The sequence below is a fragment of the Citrobacter tructae genome (assembly GCF_004684345.1).
GTDB classification, from domain to species: domain Bacteria; phylum Pseudomonadota; class Gammaproteobacteria; order Enterobacterales; family Enterobacteriaceae; genus Citrobacter; species Citrobacter tructae.
On record NZ_CP038469.1, the window covers coordinates 2,208,256 to 2,234,015 of the forward strand.

A 25,760-nucleotide genomic window follows, 5' to 3' on the forward strand; every position below is an offset into this window, starting at 1 on the left:
GGCCACTCTCTGACAAGGAATTATGATGAAAGGATATCTGAACGGAGTGGCTTTACTGCTCCTTTCCAGTTACGCGACAGCAGCCCAGCTTGAAATAAAGAACATTGAGTACCGTTATCCCAACAGCACTGAGATTCAGTATCGTGTGCCTTGGTTTACCTCAGCAGATAACCCGGCTGTCGCTAAACGCATTAACGATTATATTTTCGCAAGCTTCATCAATCAGCTACCGGGTAATAATCCGCAAACTACAGTGAATCAGTTTGCGAAATCAGAGATGAATCCCACTGCAAACCTTGACTACACGGTTGAGTATCGCGACACCAAGGTCCTGAGTCTGAACATGTTTATCGAAGGTTGCGGGGCGTATTGCGAGTCGTACAATGTGCCGCTGAGCTTCGATTTAGACAACGGCGCGGCAATTACCCTCAACGACCTCTTTTCTCGCTCCACGATGGCCGAATTAAACACCCGCATCAGAAAAGATATCCGTGGCCAAATCGACGCCTTTGTTGATGCGCATAAATCGCAGACGCCGGAGCAAATAAAAGACGAGAAAGGTGAAGATTTTAACTATGTAGAATTCTATGCATCGTGCGCAACCTACACCGACGGTTTGTACTACATCGATAAATTCTCACTGCAAAAAGACCATTTGGCGTTCCTGAACGGGCGCTGTAGCAACCACGCCAGCCGTGCACTCGACGAGTTGGGTGATTTCACAACAAAAATCCCAACCGCGGAACTGCGCGATCAGCTCACACCGTACGGCCAGTATTTGGCTGCTGCGAAGAGTACAAAACCGGTTTCGCCAGCACCAGGCATTGACGGCAAGGTGATGTACGGCACGTTGGGAAAAAGCATGCGCATCGTGTTGAAGGTAGACTGCAAATACGGTGATTATTTTGAAGGGGCCTACTTTTACCAAAAATTTGGCGCACCGATTGAATTAACTGGTAAGTGTGACACAGCTGACAATCAACATTATGAACTGAAGACGTCTGCCGCTGAACAAACGCAAGAAAAGATAACGCTGGATTTAAAAGACGGGGTTTATCAGGGCGTCTGGGAATCGAACGGGAAGACACTCCCCGTCCGTTTTGAATAGTCATCTATGCCCGGTAAACAACGCGTCACCGGGCAACCCTCGAACGACTACGGACGATACACCTTCACGTTTTCGAAGCCCTGCTCGCGCAGATAGAGCGCCTGCAGACGACTCATCACGCCACGTTCACACCACAGCAACCAGGTTTTATTCTGGTCCAGATCGCCGAATTTGGTGCTCAGCTTGTAGAACGGCAGAGAAACCACGTCCACACCTTCCACTTTCAGCGGTTTGTCATCCTGTTCATCGACAGAGCGAATATCCAGAATCACATCGTTCGGGCCAAAACCACTTACGGTTTCCACTTCCACCACAGTCTGCTGCGTCTGTTGGGCGATATCACGAATATCGATATTGTTCGCTTCTTCGACCACTTTATCGAGGATTGAGAAATCGAAGTTTTGTTCTTCGGCTTCAATCTTCGCTTTAATCGCTTTCACCGTCGGGCTTTTTGAAATCACGCCGCAGTACTCCGGCATGGTACGGGCAAAGTCTTCGGTACCGATTTCACGAGCCAGATCAATGATGTGCTCTTTGTCGTGCGAGATCAGCGGGCGCAGGATCAGGGTATCAGAAACGTTATCGATCAAACGCAGGTTGGTCAGTGTCTGGCTGGAGACCTGGCCCAGCGCTTCACCGGTTACCAGCGCCTGTACACCGTAGCGCTCAGCAACTTTCGACGCCGCGCGAACCATCATGCGCTTAAGGACAACGCCCATCTGCCCGTCGTCAACTTTCTCGAGGATCTCACCCACCACCGGTTCAAAGTTGATGGCGACAAAACGCACGCGATGCGAACTCCCGAAGCGGTTCCACAAGTAATGCGCCACCTGACGAACGCCGATTTCATGCGCAGCACCGCCGAGGTTAAAGAAGCAGTAATGTACACGGCAGCCGCGACGCATCAGCATATAGCTGGAAACGCCGGAGTCAAAACCACCGGAAATCAATGACAACACGTCTTCCTGCGTGCCAATCGGGTAGCCGCCAATACCTTCGTAGCGGCCTTTCACCAGCAGCAACCGGTCGTTTTCGATTTCAAGATTGACGGTCACATCTGGCTTCGTCAGCTTCACGCGCGCAGATTCAATATGTTGATTCAGCCCACCGCCAACATAACGTTCCACCTCAATGGAGCTAAACTCATGCTTACCGCGACGCTTAACGCGCACGCAGAAGGTTTTGCCTTCCAGCTGATCGCGATACTGCACCAGCGCTTTCTCGAAGATATCGTGCATATCGGTAAACGGCACGTCTTCTACTTCGAGAATATGGTGGATCCCCGGAATACGGGTCAGCGCGTCACGAATATCCAGACGCTGGGTTTCATCTTTAGCGCGAACCTCAACGTGATCCCAGTGACGGACAACGGCAAGGTCTTCATCATAGTGCTTTAAAACGTTACGGATGTTCCCTGTCAGAATTTTTATAAAGCGCAAACGCACAGATTGGCTTTTGATGGTGATTTCTGGGAACAATTTAATGATAAACTTCATGGCGGCAATGGTTCTTAGGCAAGTCTGAACGACTTGTAATGGAAAAAAATACAGCAGCCCATACCCGCGACTGCATCCAGGCGCGCAAGTATATCACCATCACACGGCTACTGTGCACATTGCGCGTTATTTGCTTATCAGTGCGAGTCCGTTACCATAGTCTTGTGCTGCCAATACAGAGAGTCAGACATTCATTATGCCGAAGAAAAATGAAGCGCCCGCCAGCTTTGAAACAGCGCTGAGCGAGCTGGAACAGATTGTTACCCGTCTGGAAAGCGGCGACCTGCCGCTTGAAGAAGCGTTAAACGAGTTCGAACGTGGCGTACAGTTAGCACGTCAGGGACAGGTCAAATTGCAGCAGGCTGAACAGCGCGTACAAATCCTGCTGTCAGATACTGAAGATGCCACCCTCACGCCTTTTACACCGGATAATGAGTAAATGGATTTTACGCAGCAGCTGCAGGCTTGCGTTGAGCAGGCCAACCAGGCACTGAGCCGTTTTATCACGCCATTGCCCTTTCAGAACACTCCCGTGGTCGAGACCATGCAGTATGGCGCATTATTAGGCGGTAAACGTCTGCGCCCGTTCCTGGTTTACGCAACAGGCCAGATGTTTGGCGTCAGCCTGAGCACGCTCGACGCTCCCGCCGCTGCGGTTGAGTGCATCCATGCCTATTCGCTGATGCACGATGATTTACCCGCGATGGACGATGATGACCTGCGACGCGGTCTGCCGACCTGCCACGTTAAGTTTGGCGAGGCAAACGCGATCCTGGCCGGCGATGCGCTGCAAACGCTGGCGTTTTCCATTATCAGCGACGCCCCGATGCCCGAAGTTTCTGACCGAGACCGCATCGCGATGATCTCTGAACTGGCCCAGGCCAGCGGTATTGCCGGTATGTGCGGCGGCCAGGCGCTGGATCTGGCAGCTGAAGGTCATCAGGTAGAGCTGGAGGCGCTGGAACGTATTCATCGTCATAAAACCGGGGCATTGATTCGTGCTGCCGTTCGTCTGGGTGCGTTAAGCGCGGGTGATAAAGGGCGAGAATGCCTGGCAATACTCGATAAATACGCAGAAAGCATCGGTCTGGCGTTCCAGGTTCAGGATGACATCCTGGATGTGGTAGGCGATACTGCAACATTGGGTAAACGTCAGGGTGCTGACCAGCAGCTTGGCAAAAGTACCTATCCTGCACTTCTGGGTCTTGAGCAAGCCCGGAATAAAGCCCGGGATTTAATCGAAGATGCCCGCCAGTCGCTAAGTCTGCTGGCCGCACAGTCACTCGATACCTCGGCACTGGAAGCGCTAGCGGACTACATAATCCAGCGTGATAAATAAACCAACATATCCCATGAGCTTGCGATGAGTTTTGATATAGCCAAATACCCGACCCTGGCGCTGGTCGACTCCACTCAGGAGTTACGCCTGCTGCCAAAAGAGAGCCTGCCAAAGCTTTGCGACGAACTGCGCCGCTATTTGCTCGACAGCGTGAGCCGTTCCAGCGGGCATTTCGCCTCTGGTCTGGGCACGGTGGAACTCACCGTCGCGCTGCACTACGTCTACAATACCCCGTTTGACCAGTTAATCTGGGATGTGGGACATCAGGCTTATCCGCACAAAATCCTGACTGGTCGCCGCGATAAAATCGGCACCATCCGTCAGAAAGGTGGCCTGCATCCGTTCCCTTGGCGCGGAGAGAGTGAGTATGACGTACTAAGCGTCGGACACTCCTCGACCTCCATCAGCGCTGGAATCGGCATTGCGGTTGCTGCCGAGAAAGAAGGCAAAGAACGTCGTACTGTCTGCGTGATTGGCGACGGTGCCATCACCGCTGGCATGGCGTTTGAAGCCATGAACCACGCGGGCGATATTAAACCCGACATGCTGGTTATTCTGAACGACAACGAAATGTCGATTTCAGAAAACGTCGGCGCGCTGAACAACCACCTGGCGCAATTGCTCTCCGGCAAGCTCTATTCATCCCTGCGTGAAGGCGGGAAAAAAGTGTTCTCCGGCGTACCACCGATTAAAGAACTGCTCAAACGCACCGAAGAACACATTAAAGGCATGGTCGTGCCGGGCACGCTGTTTGAAGAACTGGGCTTTAACTACATCGGCCCGGTAGACGGTCACGACGTGCTGGGGCTTATCACCACGCTTAAGAACATGCGTGATCTGAAAGGCCCGCAGTTCCTGCACATCATGACCAAAAAAGGTCGTGGCTACGAGCCAGCGGAAAAAGACCCGATCACATTCCACGCGGTACCAAAATTCGATCCGTCCAGCGGATGTCTACCGAAAAGCAGCGGCGGCCTGCCGAGCTACTCAAAAATCTTCGGTGACTGGCTGTGTGAGACCGCCGCGAAAGACAACAAGCTGATGGCGATCACCCCGGCAATGCGCGAAGGTTCCGGTATGGTGGAGTTCTCACGTAAGTTCCCGGACCGCTACTTCGACGTGGCGATTGCCGAGCAGCATGCAGTGACTTTTGCTGCCGGTCTGGCAATTGGCGGCTATAAGCCGGTCGTTGCCATTTATTCTACCTTCCTGCAACGCGCCTACGATCAGGTGTTGCATGATGTCGCCATCCAGAAACTGCCGGTACTGTTCGCCGTGGATCGGGCGGGGATAGTTGGCGCAGATGGACAAACCCATCAGGGAGCATTCGATCTCTCTTTCCTGCGCTGCATCCCGGAAATGGTCATTATGACCCCGAGCGATGAAAACGAATGCCGCCAGATGCTGTTTACCGGCTATCACTACAACAACGGTCCAACGGTCGTGCGCTATCCGCGTGGTAACGCGGTGGGCGTAGAGCTGACACCGCTGGAACAGCTGCCAATCGGTAAAGGTATCGTAAAGCGTCACGGGGAAAAAGTGGCAATTCTCAACTTCGGCACTCTGATGCCGGAAGCCGCTCAGGTCGCAGAATCGCTGAACGCCACGCTGGTCGATATGCGCTTTGTGAAACCGCTGGATGAAAAGTTGATCCTGGAAATGGCAGCCCAACACGAGGTGCTGGTTACTATTGAAGAGAACGCCATTATGGGCGGTGCAGGCAGTGGTGTAAACGAAGTGCTGATGGCACACCGTAAACCCGTTCCGGTACTGAACATTGGCCTGCCTGATTTCTTTATTCCGCAGGGGACTCAGGACGAAGCTCGCGCCGATCTGGGTCTTGATGCTGCAGGTATAGAGGCCAAAATCAAGGCCTGGCTGGCATAATCCCCTACCCGCTCCTGCTATGCTTAATTAATCACGAGCTAAGCAGGAGTGGATTGATGAAATACAACACATTAGGAAAAACCGACCTACGGGTCTCCCGCCTTTGCCTGGGTTGCATGACGTTTGGCGAGCCCAATCGCGGCAACCACGCCTGGACACTACCTGAAGAAAGCAGTCGCCCGATAATCAAACACGCCCTGGAAGGCGGCATTAACTTTTTCGATACCGCCAACAGCTACTCCGCTGGCAGCAGTGAAGAAATTGTCGGCCGTGCGCTGCGTGATTTCGCCCGCCGTGAAGATATCGTGGTCGCCACGAAAGTGTTTCACCAGGTTGATGATTTAGCTGAAGGATTATCCCGCGCGCAAATCCTGCGCTCGATCGACGACAGCCTCAGACGCCTGGGTATGGACTATGTGGACATCCTGCAAATTCACCGTTGGGATTACAACACGCCGATTGAAGAAACACTGGAAGCCCTCAACGACGTAGTAAAAGCCGGTAAAGCGCGCTATATCGGTGCCTCATCGATGCACGCCTCGCAGTTTGCAGAGGCGCTGGCCTTACAGAAGCAACACGGCTGGGCGCAGTTCGTCAGCATGCAGGATCACTACAACCTTATCTATCGCGAAGAAGAACGCGAAATGCTGCCGCTTTGCTATCAGGAAGGCGTGGCTGTGATCCCATGGAGTCCGCTAGCGCGTGGTCGCCTGACACGCCCCTGGGGAGAAACAACAGCACGTCTGGTATCCGATGAAGTCGGTAAAAATTTGTACAGTGAGAGCGATGAAAACGACGCGCAAATCGCCGCACGGCTGACCGGCGTCAGTGAAGAACTGGGCGTAACGCGTGCGCAGGTGGCGCTGGCATGGCTGCTGAGCAAACCCAGCGTGGCTGCACCGATTATCGGCACATCGCGCGAGGAACAGCTTGATGAGTTGCTCAATGCGGTGGATTTAACACTGAAGCCGGAGCAGATTGCAGAGCTGGAAACACCATACAAACAGCATCCGGTAGTGGGATTTAAATAAGTCTCGGTTGGCCGGATAAGGCGATTACGCCACCATCCGGCAAACCCAATTAAATAATCCCTACCGGCCAGTGATGGCCGATAAAATACAGGATCCCGGCAGAAAGTATCCCGGCCACAATATCGTCGATCATGATCCCCGTACCGCCATGCACGTTACGATCGAACCAACGAATCGGCCACGGTTTCCACATATCCAGAATACGGAAAATCAAAAACCCGGCGGCAACCCACTGCCAGTCGTTAGTCGGTAGCGCCATCAGGGTTATCCACATCCCGACAAACTCGTCCCAGACAATACTACCGTGGTCGTGTACGCCCATATCTTTCGCCGTTTGATGGCACAGATAAACGCCGATACAGATAGACAGCATGACCGCCAGCGAATACAGCTGCCACGGCAAAAACGTCATTAAATACCAAAAAGGGATCGCCGCCAGCGATCCCATCGTGCCTGGAACAATTGGGCTCAGCCCGCTGCCGAATCCGGTGGCCAACAAGTGCCACGGATTGCGCATACTCAAGCGGCTTTTGGCGACATCTTTTTTAAGGCGCGGCAAAATGGTCATATCCTTTCCAGTCGAACGTGACGGGTTTTCCATCGCGCGTAAAGTGAATGCCTTCCACATCCGCGCTCATCTGTCCGATGCAGGTAAACGGTGTGCCGAGATGTCCCAGCGCCACGTCCAGTGCACCACGGTTAATTTCCGGTACGGTAAAGCATAACTCATAATCTTCACCGCCCGAGAGCGCCCAGCGAAGCGCCTGTTCCGGCTCAACGTGTTGGGCAAATACCGTGGAGTAAGGCAGCGCGTCGACGTTAACCCGCGCGCCGCAGCCGCTGGCATTAACGATATGCCCCAGATCGGAAATCAGGCCGTCAGAAATGTCGATAGCCGCACTGGCCAGATCGCGTAGTGCTTGTCCCTGCAAGATACGCGGCGTTGGTCGCAGGTGACGCTGAAGCAAATAGTCAGCGTCTTTTGTATTGGCAACCTGCAATCGGTTTTGCAGAATAGCTAAACCGGCTGCGCTGTCGCCCGGCGTGCCGGTGACGTAAATCCAGTCACCCGGCTTCGCGCCCGAGCGTTTTAAGGCTCGTCCAAGCGGAACATAGCCATGGATACCCAGCGTCATCGACAGCGGCCCACGCGTGGTATCACCGCCAATCAGCTGCATGCCATAGTAATTAAGAAGTTCAAACAGGCCATCGCTGAAGGCTTCAAGCCAGGGTTCATCGACGTCAGGTAACGTAAGTGCCAGCGTCAGCCATGCAGGGTCAGCACCCATCGCCGCCAAATCGCTTAGATTAACCGCCAGCGCTTTCCAGGCCAGGTCTGTTGGATCAATATCAGGAAGGAAGTGATTACCCGCCACCAGCGTATCGGTACTGATCGCCAGCGTTTGTTTTTCAGGGATGTTCAGGAGTGCGCAATCGTCACCAATGCCGGTTTCGACGTCAAGACGAGAGCTTCTAACACGGTCAAAATAACGGGCAATCAGGGAGAATTCGCCGCATGCCATACGTTATGCCTCAGCAGGAAAAAAGAAAAGGCCGGCGACAGCGGAAATATAATTCCGCCATCCTGCCGGCCTGGAGATCACTTTTTGTTGGGGCGAATCGCAGGTGCTGCTTTATCCAGTACGCCGTTGACGAACTTATGGCTATCTTCGGCGCCGAAGGTTTTCGCCAGTTCAATCGCTTCGTTGATGGCCACTTTATACGGCACATCACTACGTTTAGACAGTTCAAACAGTGCAATACGCAGTACGGCTTTTTCTACCTGACCCAGCTCTTCAAGCAGACGAGACAGGTAAGGCTTCATCAGTCCATCCAGGTACGCGCTGTTAGTCGCCACCCCGGACAGCAGTTCACGGAAATACAGAACGTCGACATCTTTTACGTCCTGTTCCGCCAGGAACTGGTATTCAACATCAGAGATGTCGTTCTGGGACAACTGCCAGGAGTAGAGCGCCTGGACGGCACACTCACGGGCGCGGCGACGAGCAGCAGGTTTCACGGATTTCCCCTTACAAAAATCAGGCCTTAATGGCTTTCAATACATTAATCATTTCAAGCGCGGTCAGAGCAGCTTCTGCGCCTTTGTTACCGGCTTTCGTGCCAGCACGTTCGATGGCTTGTTCAATACTTTCGGTGGTCAGAACACCGAAGGCTACCGGAATGCCGCTGTCCTGAGCGACATGCGCCAGGCCATTGCTAGCACCGCCAGCCACATATTCGAAGTGTGCGGTACCGCCACGGATCACCGTGCCTAACGCAATCACCGCGTCATATTTACCGGTTTTTGCCAGTGCGCCAGCCGCCAACGGCAACTCGTACGCGCCTGGAACCCAAACGACGGTAATGTTTTCATCTTTAACCTGACCAATACGCTTCAGGGCGTCGATCGCACCTTCCAGCAGGCTATCATTGATAAAGTTGTTGAAACGCGCAATGGTGATGGCGACGCGAGCGTCCGGAGTAGCAACGTTAGCTTCAATAATGTTCATATTCTTCCTTCGGATTCACTAGACCCCGCAGGGGGGCGGATTTTATCATAATAATCTGTGCGCTGCTTCCCTTTCGAACCGGGAGATCATGCGCTCACTAAATGCAGGCAAACGTCCGGACCTACATGGCGTATCTCGTTGAATTTGAAATGGGGGGCATCGGCCAGTTTCTCAAGGCCCGGCAGCACACATAATCCTCGCGCGTCACTTCCTAACAGTTTAGGCGCAACATAAACGATTAGCTCATCTACCAACCCAGCCTGTAATAACGCGCCAGCAAGTGTTGGGCCAGCTTCAACCCAAATGCTGTTAATTTGCTGCTTGCCCAGCTGCATCATCAACACCACCAGATCCAGATTCCCGTTATGTTCCGGCACCTTCAGACTGCGAACGCCCTCAGGCCAGTTGCGCGAATCGTCGTTGCTGCGGGCAATCCAGGTTTCTCCCGGCTGTTGCACAATACGATGCTCAGGCGTGACCAGGTTTTGGCGATCAAGAACAATGCGGATCGGCTGACGCAGGCTTTCCTGCGGATACAACGCCTGGGTTGATTCATCAAGCTCCGACCAACGGACGTTAAGCTGAGGGTCGTCCGCCAGTACCGTGGCGCTGCTGGTTAATATGGCATGGCTTTGCGCACGCAGGCGCTGAACGTCGCGACGCGCCTGTGGTGACGTTATCCACTGGCTTTCACCGCTGGCCATCGCCGTACGTCCATCAAGCGATGCGCCGAGCTTAAGCTGTAGATACGGAAATCCGGTGCGCATTCGCTTAAGAAAGCCTTTATTCAGCAGCTCAACTTCGCTCATCATCATGCCGTGGCTGACGTCAATGCCCGCCTGCTGTAAACGGTAAAGTCCGCGCCCAGCGACCTGCGGATTAGGATCCTGCATCGCGGCAACAACACGCGTCACGCCTGCGGCAATCAACGCATCGCAGCATGGCGGCGTACGCCCGTGATGACTGCACGGCTCAAGAGTCACGTAGGCGGTGGCGCCTTGCGCTTTATCACCGGCCATACGCAGCGCATGGACCTCGGCATGCGGTTCTCCCGCACGGTGATGATACCCTTCACCGACGATTTCCCCGTCTTTAACAATTACACAGCCCACATTGGGGTTGGGGTGAGTAGTAAAACGTCCGCGCGCAGCAAGTTTCAGCGCGCGCGCCATGTATAACTCATCCTGCATGGCTTAATCCTGTAGGCGAGCGATCTCTTCGCCAAATTCTTTGATATCTTCAAAGCTCCGGTAAACCGAAGCAAAACGGATGTAGGCGACTTTATCGAGCTTTTTCAGTTGCTCCATCACCAGATTACCGATCATTTTACTCGGAACTTCGCGCTCGCCTGTCCCGCGCAGCTGGGATTTTATATGGTTTAACGCCATTTCGACGTCATCTGCGCTGACTGGGCGTTTCTCAAGTGCTCTGAGCATGCCGCTGCGCAGCTTCTCTTCATTAAAGGGTTCACGCACGTCGTTACTTTTCACAACGCGCGGCATAACCAGTTCAGCCACTTCAAAAGTGGTAAAACGTTCGTTACAGACCAGACACTGCCGGCGGCGGCGTACTGAAGAGCCCTCGCCTACAAGACGAGAGTCAATTACCTTAGTGTCTACGGCGAAACAGAATGGGCAATGCATACGGCGTCCTGATCAGGTGGTTAATTGAAATCTATTTTACCCTGAACTGGCGTGACAACAAAGGCGGAGCGCTTTTGAGACAAAGGATCGATGCCTTCGTGCTCTGTGCACACTACCATTATGCTATCGCGACAATGAAGGAAGTAATCACAATGACAAGACGTTACCTAAGAATTCTCCTGGTGGGAAGCCTCTTTAGCCTTAGCGCCTGCGCACAGCAAGCCGAAGTACGTCAAATGCATCAAAGCGTTAACACGCTGAGCAAAGAGATGACGCAGCTCAATCAGGAAACGGTAAAAATAACGCAACAAAATATGTTGAATGCGAAATCCACCCGTGGCGTCTATTTATTACCCGGCTCAAAAACCCCGGCCCGGCTGAACAGCCAGATTGGTACGCTACGCATGTCGCTGGTGAATATTGCACCAAATGCAGACGGCACGCGCCTGACGCTGCGTATTCAGGGGGAATCCGACACGCCGCTACCGGCGTTTAGCGCCACCATAGAGTATGGACAAATTCAGGGCACCACAGACAACTATCAGGAAGTGGGGGTTAAGAATGAATTGATCACCGCCCCGGCAAGTCTTCTTGCCCCCAGCGACATAGACATTCCGCTGCAACTTAATGGTTTTTCGCCTGACCAACTCGGTTTTGTGCGCATCCATGACATCCAGCCTGTGACCCAATAAACTTTTTTGCGGAACGTTTTGTGCGTTCCGCAACACCACCTCCCGTCATTTTGTTACTCCGCTGACATCACCGAGATTTTTAGTAAAACTTGGCAACATTCACCGGAGTCAGTACAATTCGCCGCCTAAAGTACGCAAACGTGAACGCAATCGATTACGTAAATGATAGAACTGTGAAACAAGACATATTTTTGTGAACAATGATTTTTATAATAGGCTCCGAAGAAATACGAAATATTTAGAAACGCAATTTGCGCCTTTTTCACTCCCGAAAGGGATTTCAAACAGTGGCATACATATGAAAAAAACATTACTTGCAGCCGGTGCAGTGCTGGCGCTCTCCTCGTCTTTTACTGCCAACGCAGCAGAAAATGACAAACCGCAATATCTGTCCGACTGGTGGCACCAGAGCGTCAACGTGGTGGGTAGCTACCACACCCGTTTCTCCCCGAAACTGAACAACGACGTGTATCTGGAATACGAAGCGTTTGCCAAAAAAGACTGGTTTGACTTCTATGGCTACATCGATATTCCGAAAACCTTCGACTGGGGTAACGGCAACGATAAAGGTATCTGGTCTGATGGTTCCCCGTTGTTTATGGAAATCGAACCGCGTTTCTCCATCGACAAACTGACCGGCGCTGACCTGAGCTTTGGTCCGTTCAAAGAATGGTATTTCGCCAACAACTACATCTACGATATGGGTGATAACAAAGCCAGCCGCCAGAGCACCTGGTATATGGGTCTGGGTACCGATATCGATACCGGTCTGCCGATGGGTCTGTCCCTGAACGTGTATGCTAAATACCAATGGCAGAACTATGGCGCATCCAACGAAAACGAGTGGGATGGCTACCGTTTCAAAGTGAAATACTTTGTGCCGATCACCCAGGTTTGGGGCGGCCAGCTGACCTACATCGGCTTCACCAACTTCGATTGGGGCTCAGATTTGGGTGATGATCCGAACCGCACCAGCAACTCTATCGCTTCCAGTCACGTTCTCGCGCTGAACTACGATCACTGGCACTACTCCGTAGTCGCGCGTTACTTCCATAACGGCGGCCAATGGAAAGGTGGAGATACTCTGAACTGGGGCGAAGGCGACTTCAGCGCAAAATCTACCGGTTGGGGTGGTTACCTGGTCGTAGGTTACAACTTCTAATCCAGGCGATTTATCGCAGACAAGCCAGCTTAACCGCTGGCTTTTTTATGGTTGGTCTTCACAGCGGACTTTACGTAAAAAGTCACTTAGCGAGCGATCGGCGCGTTCGCGAAATTGCCTGTCGAGTGGGGTGATTTGCAGACAACGATCCACACGAAAACAGCGATAGTCTTCGCGCCTCTCACACCACGCAACCAGCAGCCAGTGCTCACCCCAGAAAAATAACCCCAGCGGCTGAACGTCGCGGCTGGAGAGATTCCCGGATTCATCGCGATAATGCAACGCCAGCGTCTGCTGCGCCGAAACCGCCCGGTGAATGAGATCAAACGCGCTGCGTGAATGTGGCTGGTTGCCAAAATCTGGGGCAAAAATCCGCGTTTGCTCCGCTCTGCGACGGCTCTCTTCTGGCAAGATCGCCAACACTTTTTCCTGCGCGGATTCCAGCTCGCGGGCGAGAGAATCCCCACCCCAAGTTTTCAGCAAACGGATAGCGACGATAAGTGCTTCCGACTCACGATGCGTAAGCATTAGGGGTGGTAGATCAAACCCGGCCAACAAGCAGTATCCACTACCCGCCTCACCTACGACGGGTACGCCGGATAATGATAGATCACAGATATCACGGTAGATCGTACGTGAGGAAACCTCGAGGCGTTCCGCCAGCTGCGCCGCCGTTGTCAGCCGCCTGCCACGCAGGATCTGCACAATCTGGAACAAGCGGTCGGCGCGTCTGGTCATCTTTGCTCTCTCTCAGGAATTATTACGCAGGCTGATGTAAGCCAACACGATTGCCTTCGCTGTCGGTAAATAACGCAATCGTGCCGATATCCTGCCCCAGTTCAAGTGGCCCAAACACACATTCGCCACCCGCCGTTGTGACACGATCGAGCGTCGCCGCCAGGTCGTCCGTATGCAGATAAATAATAGCGCCCTGCTGTGAAGGTGTAATACCGTCAAATTTTGCCAGTGCGCCGCCGGGAGCCGGATCCTGATGCGGGAATACCGCCAGATCGGCACAATCCATCTTCTCCCGGCGCAGCGAAACCTGCATCACCGGCTCATAAAATGCAACGGCACGATCCATTTCCACCACCGGAATTTCAAACCAGTTAATGACATTTTTCATACATCCTCCAGCCTTAATGAGTAAGTTCAGGAGGACTATAAAACAGGGCTACTGACAGCATACTGTCAGTAGTATTGTGACGATATACAGACAAAAAAAATCCCGACCTTGCGATCGGGATTCCAGTTCTTTTGCTCTTCGTCGATTAAGGCAGAATGGACGGTTGATCCGCCCCTTCCTTCTCAACCTTCTGCTGCAGCATGTGTTCGCGCTTCATACCCAGCTTCAGCGCCAGCGCCGATGCCACGTAGATAGACGACGCCGTACCGATGGACACACCAATAAGCATGGTCAACGAGAAGCCTTCCAGTACCGGACCACCGAAGAGGTACAGCATCAGAATAACCACTAATGTCGTACCAGAGGTAATCAACGTACGGTGCAGCGTCTGGGTCAGCGACACGTTAAAGATTTCGTAAGGTGTACCGCGACGGATTTTGCGGAAGTTCTCACGAATACGGTCAGAGACCACGATGCTGTCGTTTAGCGAGTAACCGATTACCGACATCAATGATGCGACGATAGTCAGGTCAATCTCGATATGGAACAACGACAGAACGCCAAGCGTGATGATCACGTCGTGCGCCAGCGAGATGACCACACCCGCCGCCAGTCGCCACTCAAAGCGGAAACCGACGTATACGAGAATAGAGATCAGCGCCACGATCAGCGCCATCGCACCGTTTTGTGCCAGATCGGCACCGACGCTAGGCCCAACGAATTCGATACGCTTCACAGCCGCATGCTGGTTGGTGGCTTCGTTAATGACGCTTAGCACCTTGCTACCCAGCACCTGCCCACCGTTTTCACCTTCGGTTGGCGGCATACGTACCATAATGTCATGGCTGCTACCGAAGTTCTGCAAAAGCGGCTCTACGAAGCCCGCTTTTTCCAGCGCATCGCGCATCACGTCCATTTCCGCCGGTTTTTCCAGCGTGATTTCAATGACCGTACCACCGGTGAAATCGAGACCCCAGTTAAATCCACGTACGCCCATTACGACAATAGCCGCAATCAGCAGGAAACCAGAGATGCCGAAAGCCCAGTAGTCCCAGCGCATAAAGTCGATGACTTTACGGCCGTGGTTCAATTGTTCAACAGTATATTCCTGTGCCACTTCGCACTCCTCAGATTGACAGCTTTTTGACGCGCTTGCCGCCATACAACAGGTTTACGATGGCACGTGTCCCGACGATCGCGGTAAACATCGACGTCGCCACACCTATACCGGTAGTAATCGCGAACCCTTTAATTGCCCCGGTACCGACTGCATACAGGATCAGAACTTTAATCAGCGTCGTAATGTTCGCATCGAAGATGGAACTAAATGCGCCCGCATAACCTTCGTTGATCGCCTGCTGAATCGAACGTCCGTTACTCAACTCTTCTTTGATACGTTCGTTGATCAGTACGTTAGCATCGACCGCTACGGCAAGGGTTAAGACGATCCCCGCTATACCCGGCATACTTAGCGTAGCGCCCGGCAGCAGCGACATGATACCGACAATCAATACCAGGTTCGCAATCAGCGCGCTGGTCGCAATCAGACCAAACTTCTTGTAGAAGAAGATCATGAACAGGATAGAAACCACCAGACCGGCCAGACACGCTTCCAGACCCTGTTTGATGTTTTGCATACCCAGAGTCGGACCGATAGTGCGTTCTTCAACAATCTGAATCGGCGCAATCAATGCACCGGCACGCAGCAGCAGAGAAAGCTGACGCGCTTCATTCGGGTTGTTGATACCGGTGATACGGAAGCTGTTGCCCAAGCGAGACTGGATGTTAGCGATGTTAATCACTTCTTCCTGTTTCACCAGCACGGCACGACCGTTGGCATCTTTCTTACCGCTGTCTTTGTACTCCACGAACAGGGTCGCCATCGGCTTACCGATGTTGTCCTTGGTGAAGTTAGACATGATGTTACCACCTGCGCTATCCAGCGAGATGTTAACCTGCGGCTGATTGTATTCGTCCTGGCTGGAAGTGGAGTCGGTGATATGGTCACCGGTCAGGATCACGCGTTTGTACAGCACAACCGGCTGTCCTTCGCGAGACTGTTTCACTTCTGAATCACCCGGTACACGCCCGGATGCCGCCGCTGACTGGTCCACGTTGGTATTTACCAGACGGAACTCCAGCGTCGCAGTCGCGCCCAGAATCTCTTTCGCACGCGCGGTGTCCTGAATACCTGGCAGTTCGACCACAATACGGTCTGCACCCTGGCGTTGAACCACCGGCTCAGCCACACCCAGTTGGTTAACACGATTACGCAGAATGTTGATGTTCTGCTGTACCGCATATTCACGGGCTTCGCTCAGACGCGCATCAGTCATCACCGCGCGCAGCGCATTGCTGCCCTGGCTTGAGATCACCAGATCCTGATGACGCTTACTCAGGTAAGAGATAGCTTCGTCACGGGCTTTGCCATCACGGAAGGTGATGCTCAGGCCGTAGTTATCTTCTTTACGCACAGTAGTATAAGGAATGCCTTTTTCACGCAGATCGCTGCGCAGGCTATCGATATTTTGTTCCTGCAATTTACTCAGCGCGGTGTCCATATCCACTTCCATCAGGAAGTGAACGCCGCCACGCAGGTCAAGACCGAGTTTCATCGGTTCTGCGTGAATAGCAGACAGCCAGCGAGGTGTTGCCGGAGCAAGGTTAAGCGCCACGACGTATTGATCACCCAGCACGCCCAGCAGCACTTCACGCGCGCGCAATTGGGTATCAGTGGAGTCGAAGCGCGCAAGAATAGCGCCCTCTTCCAGAGCCACAGACTTAGGTGTGATTTTTTCTTCTTGTAACGTTTTCTGGACCTGGATCAGCGTTTGCTCACTGGCGGCGGCACCGCGCACGCCAGTGATTTGAACAGCCGGATCCTCACCATACAGGTTGGGAAGTGCGTAAAGCAGGCCGACGATAATCACGACGACCAGCATGATGTACTTCCACAAAGGATAACGGTTTAACACGGCAGTTCCCTTTGGGAAAACGAAATATTACAGCGCCTTCATGGTGCCTTTCGGCAGAACGGCAGCTACGAAGTCACGTTTGATAACCACTTCAGTGGTGTCGTTCAGTGCGATAGAGATGTAGCCAGTTTCTGCTACTTTAGTCACACGACCAACCAGACCACCGTTCGTCAGGACTTCATCACCTTTGGCAATGGAGCTCATCAGGTTTTTATGTTCTTTGGTACGCTTTTGCTGTGGGCGCAGGATCATGAAATAGAAAATCAGACCAAACACCACCAGCATCAGAATCAGAGACATCGGGCTGCCCTGCGCCGGAGCACCTGTTGCCGCTACCGCATCAGAAATAAAAAAGCTCATTCAAATTCCCTCATTATTAATATTAATCAACGTTCAAAGGTGGAACAGGTCGACCCTGACGTTGGTAAAAATCGGTCACGAAGCTCTCTAATTTACCTTCTTCAATAGCCTTACGTAAACCCGCCATCAAACGCTGGTAGTAACGAAGGTTATGAATGGTATTGAGTCGCGCGCCCAATATTTCGTTGCAACGGTCAAGATGATGCAAGTAAGCGCGTGAATAATTGCGACAGGTGTAGCAATCACACTCGGCATCGAGCGGACTGGTGTCGCTTTTATGCTTCGCATTACGAATTTTTACCACGCCGTCAGTCACAAACAAATGACCATTACGGGCATTTCGCGTTGGCATCACGCAGTCAAACATGTCGATACCGCGACGCACGCCTTCAACCAGATCTTCCGGTTTGCCGACGCCCATCAGGTAACGAGGTTTATCTGCCGGAATTTGCGGGCAAACATGTTCCAGAATACGGTGCATGTCTTCTTTCGGTTCACCCACAGCCAAACCGCCGACAGCGTAGCCATCAAAGCCGATATCTACCAGACCTTTGACGGAGATATCACGTAAATCTTCGTAAACACTGCCCTGAATGATGCCAAAAAGCGCATTTTTGTTGCCGAGGCCATCAAAACGGTCACGGCTACGCTGCGCCCAGCGTAAAGACATTTCCATTGAGCGTTTAGCATAGTCCCAGTCAGCCGGGTATGGTGTACATTCGTCGAAAATCATGACGATATCGGAACCGAGATCGTATTGAATCTCCATCGACTTCTCAGGATCGAGGAAAATCGGATCGCCGTTGATGGGGTTGCGGAAATGCACGCCCTGTTCGGTGATCTTACGGATATCGCCCAGGCTGAATACCTGGAAACCACCAGAATCGGTGAGGATCGGTCCTTTCCACTGCATGAAGTCATGCAAATCGCCATGCAGCTTCATGATTTCCTGACCCGGGCGCAGCCACAGGTGGAAGGTGTTGCCGAGAATAATTTGTGCGCCGGTGGCTTCAACTTCTTCCGGCGTCATGCCTTTCACCGTACCGTAGGTACCCACAGGCATAAAGGCTGGCGTTTCTACTACGCCACGATCAAAAACCAGGCGGCCGCGGCGAGCGCGTCCGTCTGTGGTGTCCAGTTCAAATTTCATTTTAACTCCTGCGTCAGAAAAACAGTCTGACGTTAAACACTCATGCCGGGGATTTACTCCCCGACACGCTCGGAAATAGCTTGCGGATTGTACGTGATAAACATGGCATCCCCGTAACTAAAAAAGCGATATTCCGCTTTTACGGCTTCATGATAGGCGTTCATGGTGTTTTTATAGCCAGCAAACGCGGATACCAGCATAATCAATGTCGATTCAGGCAGATGGAAGTTAGTCACCAGCGCATCAATCACCCGGTATTTATAGCCTGGATAAATGAATATTTGCGTATCACCGAAGAACGGTTCGATCAGATCGTTTCTAGCCGCCTGGGCCGCGCTTTCCAGCGAACGAACTGACGTCGTCCCTACCGCAATAACGCGATTGCCGCGCGCTTTTGCCGCCAGCACTGCATCAACGACATCCTGCGGCACTTCGGCATATTCGGAGTGCATGATGTGATCTTCAATGGTGTCTACGCGCACCGGCTGGAACGTCCCCGCCCCAACGTGCAGCGTCACGAACGCCATCTCAATGCCTTTATCACGCAGTTTTGCCAACAACGGATCGTCAAAGTGCAGACCGGCTGTCGGTGCCGCCACCGCGCCAGGTTTTTCGCTGTAAACGGTCTGGTACAGTTCGCGGTCGGCATCTTCATCAGGACGGTCGATATACGGCGGCAACGGCATATGGCCGATGGCATTGAGGATATCCAGTACGCTACGTTCGTCGTCAAACTCCACTTCGAACAACGCATCATGACGTGCAACCATCGTTGCTTTAATGCTTTCATCGTCGCCAAGCAGCAGTTCAGCACCCGGCTTCGGCGCTTTAGAAGCGCGAATATGTGCCAGGATACGTTTATCATCCAACATACGCTCGACCAGCACTTCAATCTTGCCGCCACTGGCTTTACGACCAAATAGACGGGCTGGGATCACGCGGGTATTGTTAAAGACCAGCAAATCTCCAGGGTTGAGCTTGTCGAGCAAATCGGTGAAAGTACCGTGCGTCAGCGCGCCCGTCGGCCCATCCAGTGACAGCAAGCGGCAACTGCTGCGTTCAGCCTGCGGATAGTGAGCAATCAGGGATTCAGGAAGTTCAAAGGTGAAATCGGTAACGCGCATGACACTGACTCAGACTAAAATAAGAGGCGGGTAGTCTAGTGCCGGGGCGTCCTCCCTGCAACCTTTACCCCTCTGGATGAATATCAAACCATGAATTTTCTCGCTCATCTTCATCTCGCCCACCTTGCCGACAGCTCGCTTTCCGGCAATCTGCTGGCGGATTTTGTCCGGGGCAATCCGGAAACGCACTATTCACCTGACGTAGTGGACGGCATTTTTATGCATCGTCGAATCGACGTCATGACCGACAATCTGCCGGAAGTCCGTGAAGCCAAAGAATGGTTTCGCAGCGAGACGCGCCGCGTCGCACCAATTACGCTGGACGTGATGTGGGATCACTTTTTATCGCGCCACTGGTCAGAAATATCACCCGACTTCCCGCTAGCGGCCTTTGTGAGCTACGCCCATACCCAGGTTGTCACTATCCTGCCAGACTCGCCGCCGCGTTTTGTTAATTTGAACAACTATCTGTGGTCAGAGAAATGGCTGGAACGCTATCAGGATATGGATTTTATCCAGGATGTACTCAATGGCATGGCCAGTCGCCGCCCGCGCCTCGATGCCCTGCGCGACTCATGGTATGACCTGGATAGGCACTACGATGCCCTGGAAGAACGCTTCTGGCGTTTTTATCCGCAAATGATGGAACAGGCCCGCCGTAAAGCACTTTGATGACCTTATAGCTACGTGCCGGATAAGGCGACGCCGCCATCCGGCAAAACATTGATAGCCAAAACCTGTCTTATTGATTGTCAGCGCCTCTTTGTCTTATTCCCGAACACTCTCTATACTGGCCCGCGTTGCGTTCCAAAAACCCCTTAACTTTGCAGGAGAATTATATGGTACTGGTAACTCGTCAGGCTCCGGATTTCACAGCAGCTGCGGTACTGGGTAGCGGTGAGATTGTTGAGAACTTCAACTTCAAACAGCATACCAACGGTAAAACCACCGTTCTTTTCTTCTGGCCGATGGACTTCACCTTCGTTTGCCCGTCTGAACTGATCGCGTTCGACAAGCGTTACGAAGAATTCCAGAAGCGCGGCGTTGAAGTGGTTGGCGTTTCTTTCGACTCTGAGTTTGTCCACAACGCATGGCGTAACACCCCTGTCGACAAAGGCGGCATCGGTGCAGTGAAATACGCAATGGTTGCTGACATCAAACGTGAAATCCAGAAAGCCTACGGCATCGAGCACCCGGAAGCGGGCGTTGCTCTGCGCGGTTCTTTCCTGATCGACGCAAACGGCATTGTTCGCCACCAGGTGGTTAACGATCTGCCGCTGGGTCGTAACATCGACGAAATGCTGCGTATGGTTGACGCGCTGCAGTTCCACGAAGAGCACGGCGATGTTTGCCCGGCACAGTGGGAAAAAGGTAAAGAAGGTATGAACGCGTCTCCGGACGGTGTTGCAAAATACCTGACCGAAAACGTCTCTAGCCTGTAATTGGCATGAATTGAGAAAAGGCTCGCTAATGCGAGCCTTTTTTATGGCTTTATATCATCGTCTTTAGACCTCAAGCCAACAGCGCAAACAAGCCTCTTTATCAGGAATTATCGAGAGCTCTTCGAGGACGAAATTTATGCCGTATTCAATTAGAGTAGATTCTTATTTCTGTATTATTTCCCTTCGCCATACCACTGCTTTCCGTATATAGCAACCGTCAGATTTCTTCTCCATCTCATTGAGAGTTGGGTGTCCCCCCTGAATTTTGCAATCCATATCAAATTTTCATAAAAAAGCCTACTGAGATTTGTGAGCTACGACTCAATTACATGATGTAAATTTTCTGCAATTCTAAATCTCCTTCTCTTATATTTTTTCTATTTTGCGAATGAAAAACATAACATATTGATTAATATGAATTTATTCTCAATCATTTTTATCCGGTGACATCGCTAAAATTTCGACTAGTGTGATCTGTTTCAAAGTTGAAAAATTCAAATGTGATCTGACACATGATTTTCGTCAGTATCTTTATCCATAATTTAATTCACAAATATATCGGCGTTAAGGATGGGATTATGGAAATTATTTTTGACCCTACGCTAATTGCATTAAAACAAAACATTTCAACAGCCGAAGATGCGATCAGATCTGCGGGTTCGCTATTGGTGAAAAAAAATATTTGCCGCGCCGAATACGTAGAAGAAATGATAGAAGTCTACCAAAATTTTGGCCCAGCGATTGTCATCGATTATGGTCTGGCAATGCCTCATGCTCGCCCTGAGAAAGGCGCTTTGCGTACCGGATTTTCCTTAATTACAACCCAACAACCAATTAGTTTTGGTCATGATGAATTTGACCCGGTGAGCGTCATCATTGCTATTGCCGGTGCAGATGCAGATAGCCATATAAAAATGATTCAGGTTATTGCCAGTCTAATTGAGTCAGACATTGTTAATTTCCTTCAACAACATAACGATGTTAACTCAGCATTACATTTTATCCGAAAACAAATGGAGTAGTCATTATGTTAGTTATCAGAACAGTATGTGGTAACGGTATTGGCAGTTCATTAATGGCTGCAAATAACGTGAAGAAAATATGTGAAGAATTAGGAATAAAAGCAGACGTTGCCTCTGTGGATTTTGCTAATGCAGTCGGGGAAAAAGCCCATCTTTATATCACGATAAAAGAATTAGCAACTCAGTTTCCGGCACACTGCAATGTCGCTATTATTCGCAGTTATGTTCATAAAGCAAAAATTGCAGAAGATATTAGCGAAGCACTACAAAAACTTGCTGTTACTCATTCATAATAATTATTGAGGTAACGAACATGCAGGCTATACTCACTTTCTTATCAGAAATATTTAGTCAACCCGCATTTCTGATGGGGATCATCGCATTTGTAGGTTTAGTGGCGCTGCGCTCCCCAGGTAATAAATTACTAACTGGCACATTAAAACCGATATTAGGTTACTTAATGTTAAGTGCTGGCGCTGGCGTAATTGTTGCCAATCTTAATCCTCTTGGCGGTATTATCGAGGCTGGTTTTAATATCCGAGGTGTGATCCCAAATAATGAAGCAATTGTTTCTGTAGCACAAAAACTACTTGGCGTAGAGACAATGAGTATCCTATTGTTGGGTTTCATTTTTAATTTGTTGATCGCCCGTTTCACAAAATATAAGTACATTTTCTTGACTGGGCACCACTCCTTCTTCCTTGCCTGCTTATTTTCTGCGGTACTCCAGGCGGCGGAATTCCGTGGATGGATGCTTATCGTCATCGGCGGATTTTTACTGGGTTCATGGTCCGCTATCTCTCCCGCCATTGGTCAACGCTATACCAAACAGGTCACCGAAGATGGCGGAATTGCCATGGGGCACTTTGGATCACTAGGCTATTATATCTCCGCCTGGATCGCCAGCAAAACAGGTAATCCAGCAAATTCATTCGCTGATACCGAGATTTCAGAAAAATGGGGTTTTCTCCGCGACACCACAGTAACAACCGGTATTGTGATGTTTGTTATCTATTTTATTTGCAGCGCCGTCGCGGGCAACGAATACCTGAGTACAATCACTGACCAAAACATGCTGATTTTCTCTATTCTGACCGGTCTGCAATTTGCAGTGGGTGTTGCCATTGTTTACAACGGCGTACGCCTCATTCTGGGCGATCTGGTACCCGCCTTTCAGGGAATCAGCCAGAAGTTAATACCCAACTCAATTCCTGCCGTTGATTGTGCTGTATTTTTTACCTTTAGCCCTACAGCTGTCGTGGTCGGTTTCATCAGTTCGTTTATTGGCGGTCTGGTCGGCATGTTATTTTTGGGCGCATTCGGTATGGCGCTGATTATTCCAGGCATGGTACCCCACTTTTTCTGCGGCGGTACATCAGGCGTGTTCGCTGACAAACTTGGCGGGAAGCGTGGTTGCGTGATCGCCTCATTTATTGGTGGGATCTTCCTTGCGTTTCTTCCTGCGATGCTGCTACCAGCTTTGGGCAACCTGGGCTTCGAAAACAGCACTTTTGCCGATTTCGACTTTGCCGTATGGGGCATCATCATCGGTAATGCATTTACGCATTTTGGTCAAATTACGGTGTATATGATTTGTGCGGTGCTGCTTATCGCGCTGCTGGTGCCTTTCTGCTTCCGTTCTGTTCGTGTGGTGGGAGATACACTCAGCTATGAGGATCTCATCGCAGGGAAAAAAAATGAATAGGGTTTCATTTTTCCAGACGGGAAGGAAACTTCCCGTTACTGGTGACATTATCAGGAGTTGTTATGGCTATATTGTCCGTAGGGTTTTCATGTTTTGATCAGTTCTTTTTTCTCAATGAATGGCCCCAGGAGAACACGAAGAACTTTAGTCATGATTTTATTGAAAGCGGCGGCGGTCCCGCCGCAAACGCGGCGTGGTTGCTAGGACTATGGGGCGAAGACATTTACTACATAGGGCACTTAAATAAGGATATTTACGGGCAACGAATTATTGATGAGTTTGCCCAAGCGGGCGTCAATACCGATCACATCGTCTTTTCAGATGAAATGATCACCCCGTTAGCCTCAGTACTGGTTAATCGGTTAACAGGATCACGCACTATAATTACCCGTAAAATGCAAACGCTGCCGTCTCTGACCTATGACCAAAAATTAAAACTCGATGATTTAGCTGAAAGACTTATTTCCACAGAAGAGCCTGTCACATTATTAATCGACGGACATGAACCAGAAATAAGTGAGTACTTGTTAAAGAAGCTACCTAACGCTCGCGTGGTAATGGATGGGGGGTCATTGCGTGATAGCAATGTTAAGCTGGCTGCATGGACTGATTATTTCGTAGTCAGTGAACACTTCGCCCGCGACTATATGGGGTTAGCTTCTCTCAGCACTGAAACAGAACTAAAGTCGACCCTTATTGAATTAAATAAAATATGCCGTGGTGAAGCTTTTATTACACTAGGTGAAAAAGGATGTGCTTTTTTAAAAAACGGATTACTGCAAATTGTCCCAACCTGGGTGTGTAATGCAGTAGATACAACCGGTGCGGGTGATGTGTTTCATGGAGCATTTACCTACGGAGTCCATTACTCCTGGCACATTGATAATATTATTTTATTTGCTAGTTTGACCGCGGCCATTTCTATTGAGAAAAAAGGGGTTAGGGAATCAATGCCTGATCTGGCCGTCGTGCATAATTCATTAAATCACTACGAGAGGAATTTAAAGCAATACTTTGGCGATTAATTCTACGTTACTAAATATTCAGAGGTGATTATGTTAGTTTCTATGAAGGACATGCTTCAGCATGCCCTACGGGATGGCTATGCCGTAGGACAATTCAATATTAATAATCTGGAATGGGTCGGGGCAGTATTAAGTACCGCACAACGACTTCGCTCTCCTGTTATTTTAGGCGTTTCCGGTGGCACGGTTAAGCATATGCTGGGATTAAAATGCATCCATGATATTGTGGTTAATGCAATGGATTACCTACAGACAGATATTCCGGTGGCTCTGCATCTTGATCACGGTACAACCCAGGAAGCTTGTGAGGCCGCCATTGAGGCAGGTTTTAGCTCCATTATGTTTGATGGATCTCACCTTCCGTTCAGTGAAAACCTTGCAATCACCCGCAATCTCGTCGATATAGCTCACCGCAAAGGTATTTCAGTCGAAGCCGAACTGGGAACAATTGCTGGCAGCGAAGACGGCATCGTGAACTCAAACGTTATCTATGCAGACCCTCAAGAGTGCGCCACACTGGTGAAAGAAACCCAGGTGGACTGCCTGGCCGCAGCCCTGGGTTCGACGCATGGATTATATAAAGGCAAGGCTAAACTAGGGTTCACTGAAATGAAAGCTATCTCTGAGTTGGTCAAAGTTCCTCTGGTATTGCACGGTGGAACCGGAATTACCGACGAGGACATGCGTAGGGCTATCTCATGCGGTACAGCAAAAATTAACGTCAACACGGAAAATATGTATGCCTGGTGCCAGGCTGTGAAAGCAATATTTGCCGCAGATACGGGTCACGATGTGAATGATCCCCGGAAAGTGATTAACCTGGGGTTGGTGCCTGTACAGGAAATGATTGCCCAGCGAATTCATATTTTTGGTTCGCAGAACAGAGTGTAGATGTCTGTCCGGTATAGCAACCACGAAAAAATACGCTTTTTCGCGCGAATCCCCCCGGATACATTATCTCGG

At 50.9% G+C, this 25,760-nt stretch carries 28 protein-coding genes; 14 read left to right on the forward strand and 14 right to left on the reverse strand.

Translation table 11 applies throughout. The features are described 5' to 3' along the window. Window positions 1–25 precede the first annotated feature (25 nt). Complete coding sequence (locus E4Z61_RS11455) at window positions 26–1,108, forward strand: polysaccharide deacetylase family protein (RefSeq protein WP_135322866.1); 1,083 nt, start codon at window positions 26–28, stop codon at window positions 1,106–1,108. Window positions 1,109–1,155: 47 nt separating this feature from the next. On the opposite strand, the gene thiI is transcribed toward E4Z61_RS11455, so the two are convergent. Beyond that, the gene (gene thiI, locus E4Z61_RS11460; RefSeq protein ID WP_135322867.1) at window positions 1,156–2,604 is read right to left on the reverse strand and encodes a tRNA uracil 4-sulfurtransferase ThiI; all 1,449 of its coding nucleotides are present in this window, start codon (window positions 2,602–2,604) and stop codon (window positions 1,156–1,158) included. 196 nt (window positions 2,605–2,800) lie between these two features. Between thiI and xseB the strand changes: the two genes are divergently transcribed. From xseB to yajO, 4 genes are read left to right on the forward strand one after another with little or no spacing between them, the layout of a single operon-like run. After that, on the forward strand, window positions 2,801–3,043 hold the full coding sequence (gene xseB, locus E4Z61_RS11465; protein WP_135322868.1) for an exodeoxyribonuclease VII small subunit: 243 nt from the start codon (window positions 2,801–2,803) through the stop codon (window positions 3,041–3,043). Further along, window positions 3,044–3,943, forward strand: coding sequence for a (2E,6E)-farnesyl diphosphate synthase (gene ispA / locus E4Z61_RS11470; RefSeq protein WP_135322869.1), 900 nt, complete (start codon window positions 3,044–3,046; stop codon window positions 3,941–3,943). A 24-nt stretch (window positions 3,944–3,967) separates the two neighbouring features. Next, complete coding sequence (gene dxs / locus E4Z61_RS11475) at window positions 3,968–5,830, forward strand: 1-deoxy-D-xylulose-5-phosphate synthase (RefSeq protein WP_135322870.1); 1,863 nt, start codon at window positions 3,968–3,970, stop codon at window positions 5,828–5,830. A 56-nt stretch (window positions 5,831–5,886) separates the two neighbouring features. Further along, window positions 5,887–6,861: a 1-deoxyxylulose-5-phosphate synthase YajO gene (gene yajO / locus E4Z61_RS11480; RefSeq protein WP_135322871.1), complete on the forward strand. Its 975-nt coding sequence runs from the start codon at window positions 5,887–5,889 to the stop codon at window positions 6,859–6,861. A gap of 49 nt (window positions 6,862–6,910) precedes the next feature. Here yajO and pgpA read toward each other — a convergent pair whose 3' ends face one another. From pgpA to nrdR, 6 genes are all read right to left on the reverse strand, one after another. Next, window positions 6,911–7,429 (reverse strand): phosphatidylglycerophosphatase A, encoded by a 519-nt coding sequence (pgpA, locus tag E4Z61_RS11485; protein ID WP_135322872.1) that lies wholly within the window; start codon window positions 7,427–7,429, stop codon window positions 6,911–6,913. Continuing rightward, window positions 7,407–8,384 carry a thiamine-phosphate kinase gene (thiL, locus tag E4Z61_RS11490; protein ID WP_135322873.1) on the reverse strand — a complete coding sequence of 326 codons (978 nt, stop codon included), beginning with the start codon at window positions 8,382–8,384 and terminating at the stop codon, window positions 7,407–7,409. Before thiL ends, pgpA begins: the two co-directional genes overlap by 23 nt. A 77-nt stretch (window positions 8,385–8,461) precedes the next feature. After that, the gene (gene nusB / locus E4Z61_RS11495; protein ID WP_096758086.1) at window positions 8,462–8,881 is read right to left on the reverse strand and encodes a transcription antitermination factor NusB; all 420 of its coding nucleotides are present in this window, start codon (window positions 8,879–8,881) and stop codon (window positions 8,462–8,464) included. 19 nt (window positions 8,882–8,900) lie between these two features. Further along, entirely contained in the window at window positions 8,901–9,371 is a 471-nt protein-coding gene (gene ribH / locus E4Z61_RS11500) for a 6,7-dimethyl-8-ribityllumazine synthase (protein WP_045440500.1), read from the reverse strand. 86 nt (window positions 9,372–9,457) lie between these two features. After that, the gene (gene ribD, locus E4Z61_RS11505; RefSeq protein ID WP_135322874.1) at window positions 9,458–10,561 is read right to left on the reverse strand and encodes a bifunctional diaminohydroxyphosphoribosylaminopyrimidine deaminase/5-amino-6-(5-phosphoribosylamino)uracil reductase RibD; all 1,104 of its coding nucleotides are present in this window, start codon (window positions 10,559–10,561) and stop codon (window positions 9,458–9,460) included. A gap of 3 nt (window positions 10,562–10,564) precedes the next feature. Next, complete coding sequence (gene nrdR / locus E4Z61_RS11510; protein ID WP_096758088.1) at window positions 10,565–11,014, reverse strand: transcriptional regulator NrdR; 450 nt, start codon at window positions 11,012–11,014, stop codon at window positions 10,565–10,567. A gap of 152 nt (window positions 11,015–11,166) precedes the next feature. Here nrdR and E4Z61_RS11515 point away from each other — a divergent pair, with 152 nt between their 5' ends. After that, window positions 11,167–11,706: a SadB/YajI family lipoprotein gene (locus tag E4Z61_RS11515; RefSeq protein ID WP_135322875.1), complete on the forward strand. Its 540-nt coding sequence runs from the start codon at window positions 11,167–11,169 to the stop codon at window positions 11,704–11,706. A gap of 298 nt (window positions 11,707–12,004) precedes the next feature. Continuing rightward, a complete protein-coding gene (locus E4Z61_RS11520) occupies window positions 12,005–12,868 on the forward strand; it encodes a nucleoside-specific channel-forming protein Tsx (protein ID WP_003021561.1) in 864 nt (287 codons plus the stop codon). A gap of 45 nt (window positions 12,869–12,913) precedes the next feature. Here E4Z61_RS11520 and E4Z61_RS11525 read toward each other — a convergent pair whose 3' ends face one another. The 7 genes from E4Z61_RS11525 to queA all read right to left on the reverse strand — a co-directional run bounded on the left by E4Z61_RS11525 (window position 12,914) and on the right by queA (window position 19,603). Further along, a complete protein-coding gene (locus E4Z61_RS11525; protein WP_135322876.1) occupies window positions 12,914–13,606 on the reverse strand; it encodes a helix-turn-helix transcriptional regulator in 693 nt (230 codons plus the stop codon). Window positions 13,607–13,628: 22 nt separating this feature from the next. Beyond that, window positions 13,629–13,994 (reverse strand): VOC family protein, encoded by a 366-nt coding sequence (locus E4Z61_RS11530; RefSeq protein WP_135322877.1) that lies wholly within the window; start codon window positions 13,992–13,994, stop codon window positions 13,629–13,631. Between the two features lie 145 nt (window positions 13,995–14,139). Further along, window positions 14,140–15,111, reverse strand: coding sequence for a protein translocase subunit SecF (gene secF / locus E4Z61_RS11535; protein WP_135322878.1), 972 nt, complete (start codon window positions 15,109–15,111; stop codon window positions 14,140–14,142). Window positions 15,112–15,121: 10 nt separating this feature from the next. Next, a complete protein-coding gene (gene secD, locus E4Z61_RS11540) occupies window positions 15,122–16,969 on the reverse strand; it encodes a protein translocase subunit SecD (protein ID WP_135322879.1) in 1,848 nt (615 codons plus the stop codon). A 27-nt stretch (window positions 16,970–16,996) separates the two neighbouring features. Further along, on the reverse strand, window positions 16,997–17,329 hold the full coding sequence (gene yajC, locus E4Z61_RS11545) for a preprotein translocase subunit YajC (RefSeq protein ID WP_052283894.1): 333 nt from the start codon (window positions 17,327–17,329) through the stop codon (window positions 16,997–16,999). 22 nt (window positions 17,330–17,351) lie between these two features. After that, on the reverse strand, window positions 17,352–18,479 hold the full coding sequence (gene tgt, locus E4Z61_RS11550; protein WP_135322880.1) for a tRNA guanosine(34) transglycosylase Tgt: 1,128 nt from the start codon (window positions 18,477–18,479) through the stop codon (window positions 17,352–17,354). 53 nt (window positions 18,480–18,532) lie between these two features. Continuing rightward, window positions 18,533–19,603 (reverse strand): tRNA preQ1(34) S-adenosylmethionine ribosyltransferase-isomerase QueA, encoded by a 1,071-nt coding sequence (gene queA, locus E4Z61_RS11555; protein ID WP_135322881.1) that lies wholly within the window; start codon window positions 19,601–19,603, stop codon window positions 18,533–18,535. Between the two features lie 90 nt (window positions 19,604–19,693). Here queA and acpH point away from each other — a divergent pair, with 90 nt between their 5' ends. The 7 genes from acpH (at window position 19,694) to fba (ending at window position 25,688) form a co-directional block, all read left to right on the forward strand. Then, window positions 19,694–20,275: an ACP phosphodiesterase gene (acpH, locus tag E4Z61_RS11560; protein ID WP_135322882.1), complete on the forward strand. Its 582-nt coding sequence runs from the start codon at window positions 19,694–19,696 to the stop codon at window positions 20,273–20,275. Between the two features lie 167 nt (window positions 20,276–20,442). After that, window positions 20,443–21,045: a peroxiredoxin gene (locus tag E4Z61_RS11565; protein WP_135322883.1), complete on the forward strand. Its 603-nt coding sequence runs from the start codon at window positions 20,443–20,445 to the stop codon at window positions 21,043–21,045. Between the two features lie 578 nt (window positions 21,046–21,623). After that, entirely contained in the window at window positions 21,624–22,067 is a 444-nt protein-coding gene (locus E4Z61_RS11570; RefSeq protein WP_135322884.1) for a PTS sugar transporter subunit IIA, read from the forward strand. A 5-nt stretch (window positions 22,068–22,072) separates the two neighbouring features. Beyond that, complete coding sequence (locus tag E4Z61_RS11575; protein ID WP_135322885.1) at window positions 22,073–22,360, forward strand: PTS sugar transporter subunit IIB; 288 nt, start codon at window positions 22,073–22,075, stop codon at window positions 22,358–22,360. A 20-nt stretch (window positions 22,361–22,380) separates the two neighbouring features. After that, entirely contained in the window at window positions 22,381–23,772 is a 1,392-nt protein-coding gene (locus E4Z61_RS11580) for a PTS ascorbate transporter subunit IIC (protein WP_135322886.1), read from the forward strand. A gap of 62 nt (window positions 23,773–23,834) precedes the next feature. Then, on the forward strand, window positions 23,835–24,797 hold the full coding sequence (locus E4Z61_RS11585; protein ID WP_135322887.1) for a carbohydrate kinase family protein: 963 nt from the start codon (window positions 23,835–23,837) through the stop codon (window positions 24,795–24,797). A 30-nt stretch (window positions 24,798–24,827) separates the two neighbouring features. Next, window positions 24,828–25,688 carry a class II fructose-1,6-bisphosphate aldolase gene (gene fba, locus E4Z61_RS11590; RefSeq protein ID WP_135322888.1) on the forward strand — a complete coding sequence of 287 codons (861 nt, stop codon included), beginning with the start codon at window positions 24,828–24,830 and terminating at the stop codon, window positions 25,686–25,688. Window positions 25,689–25,760: the final 72 nt, after the last annotated feature.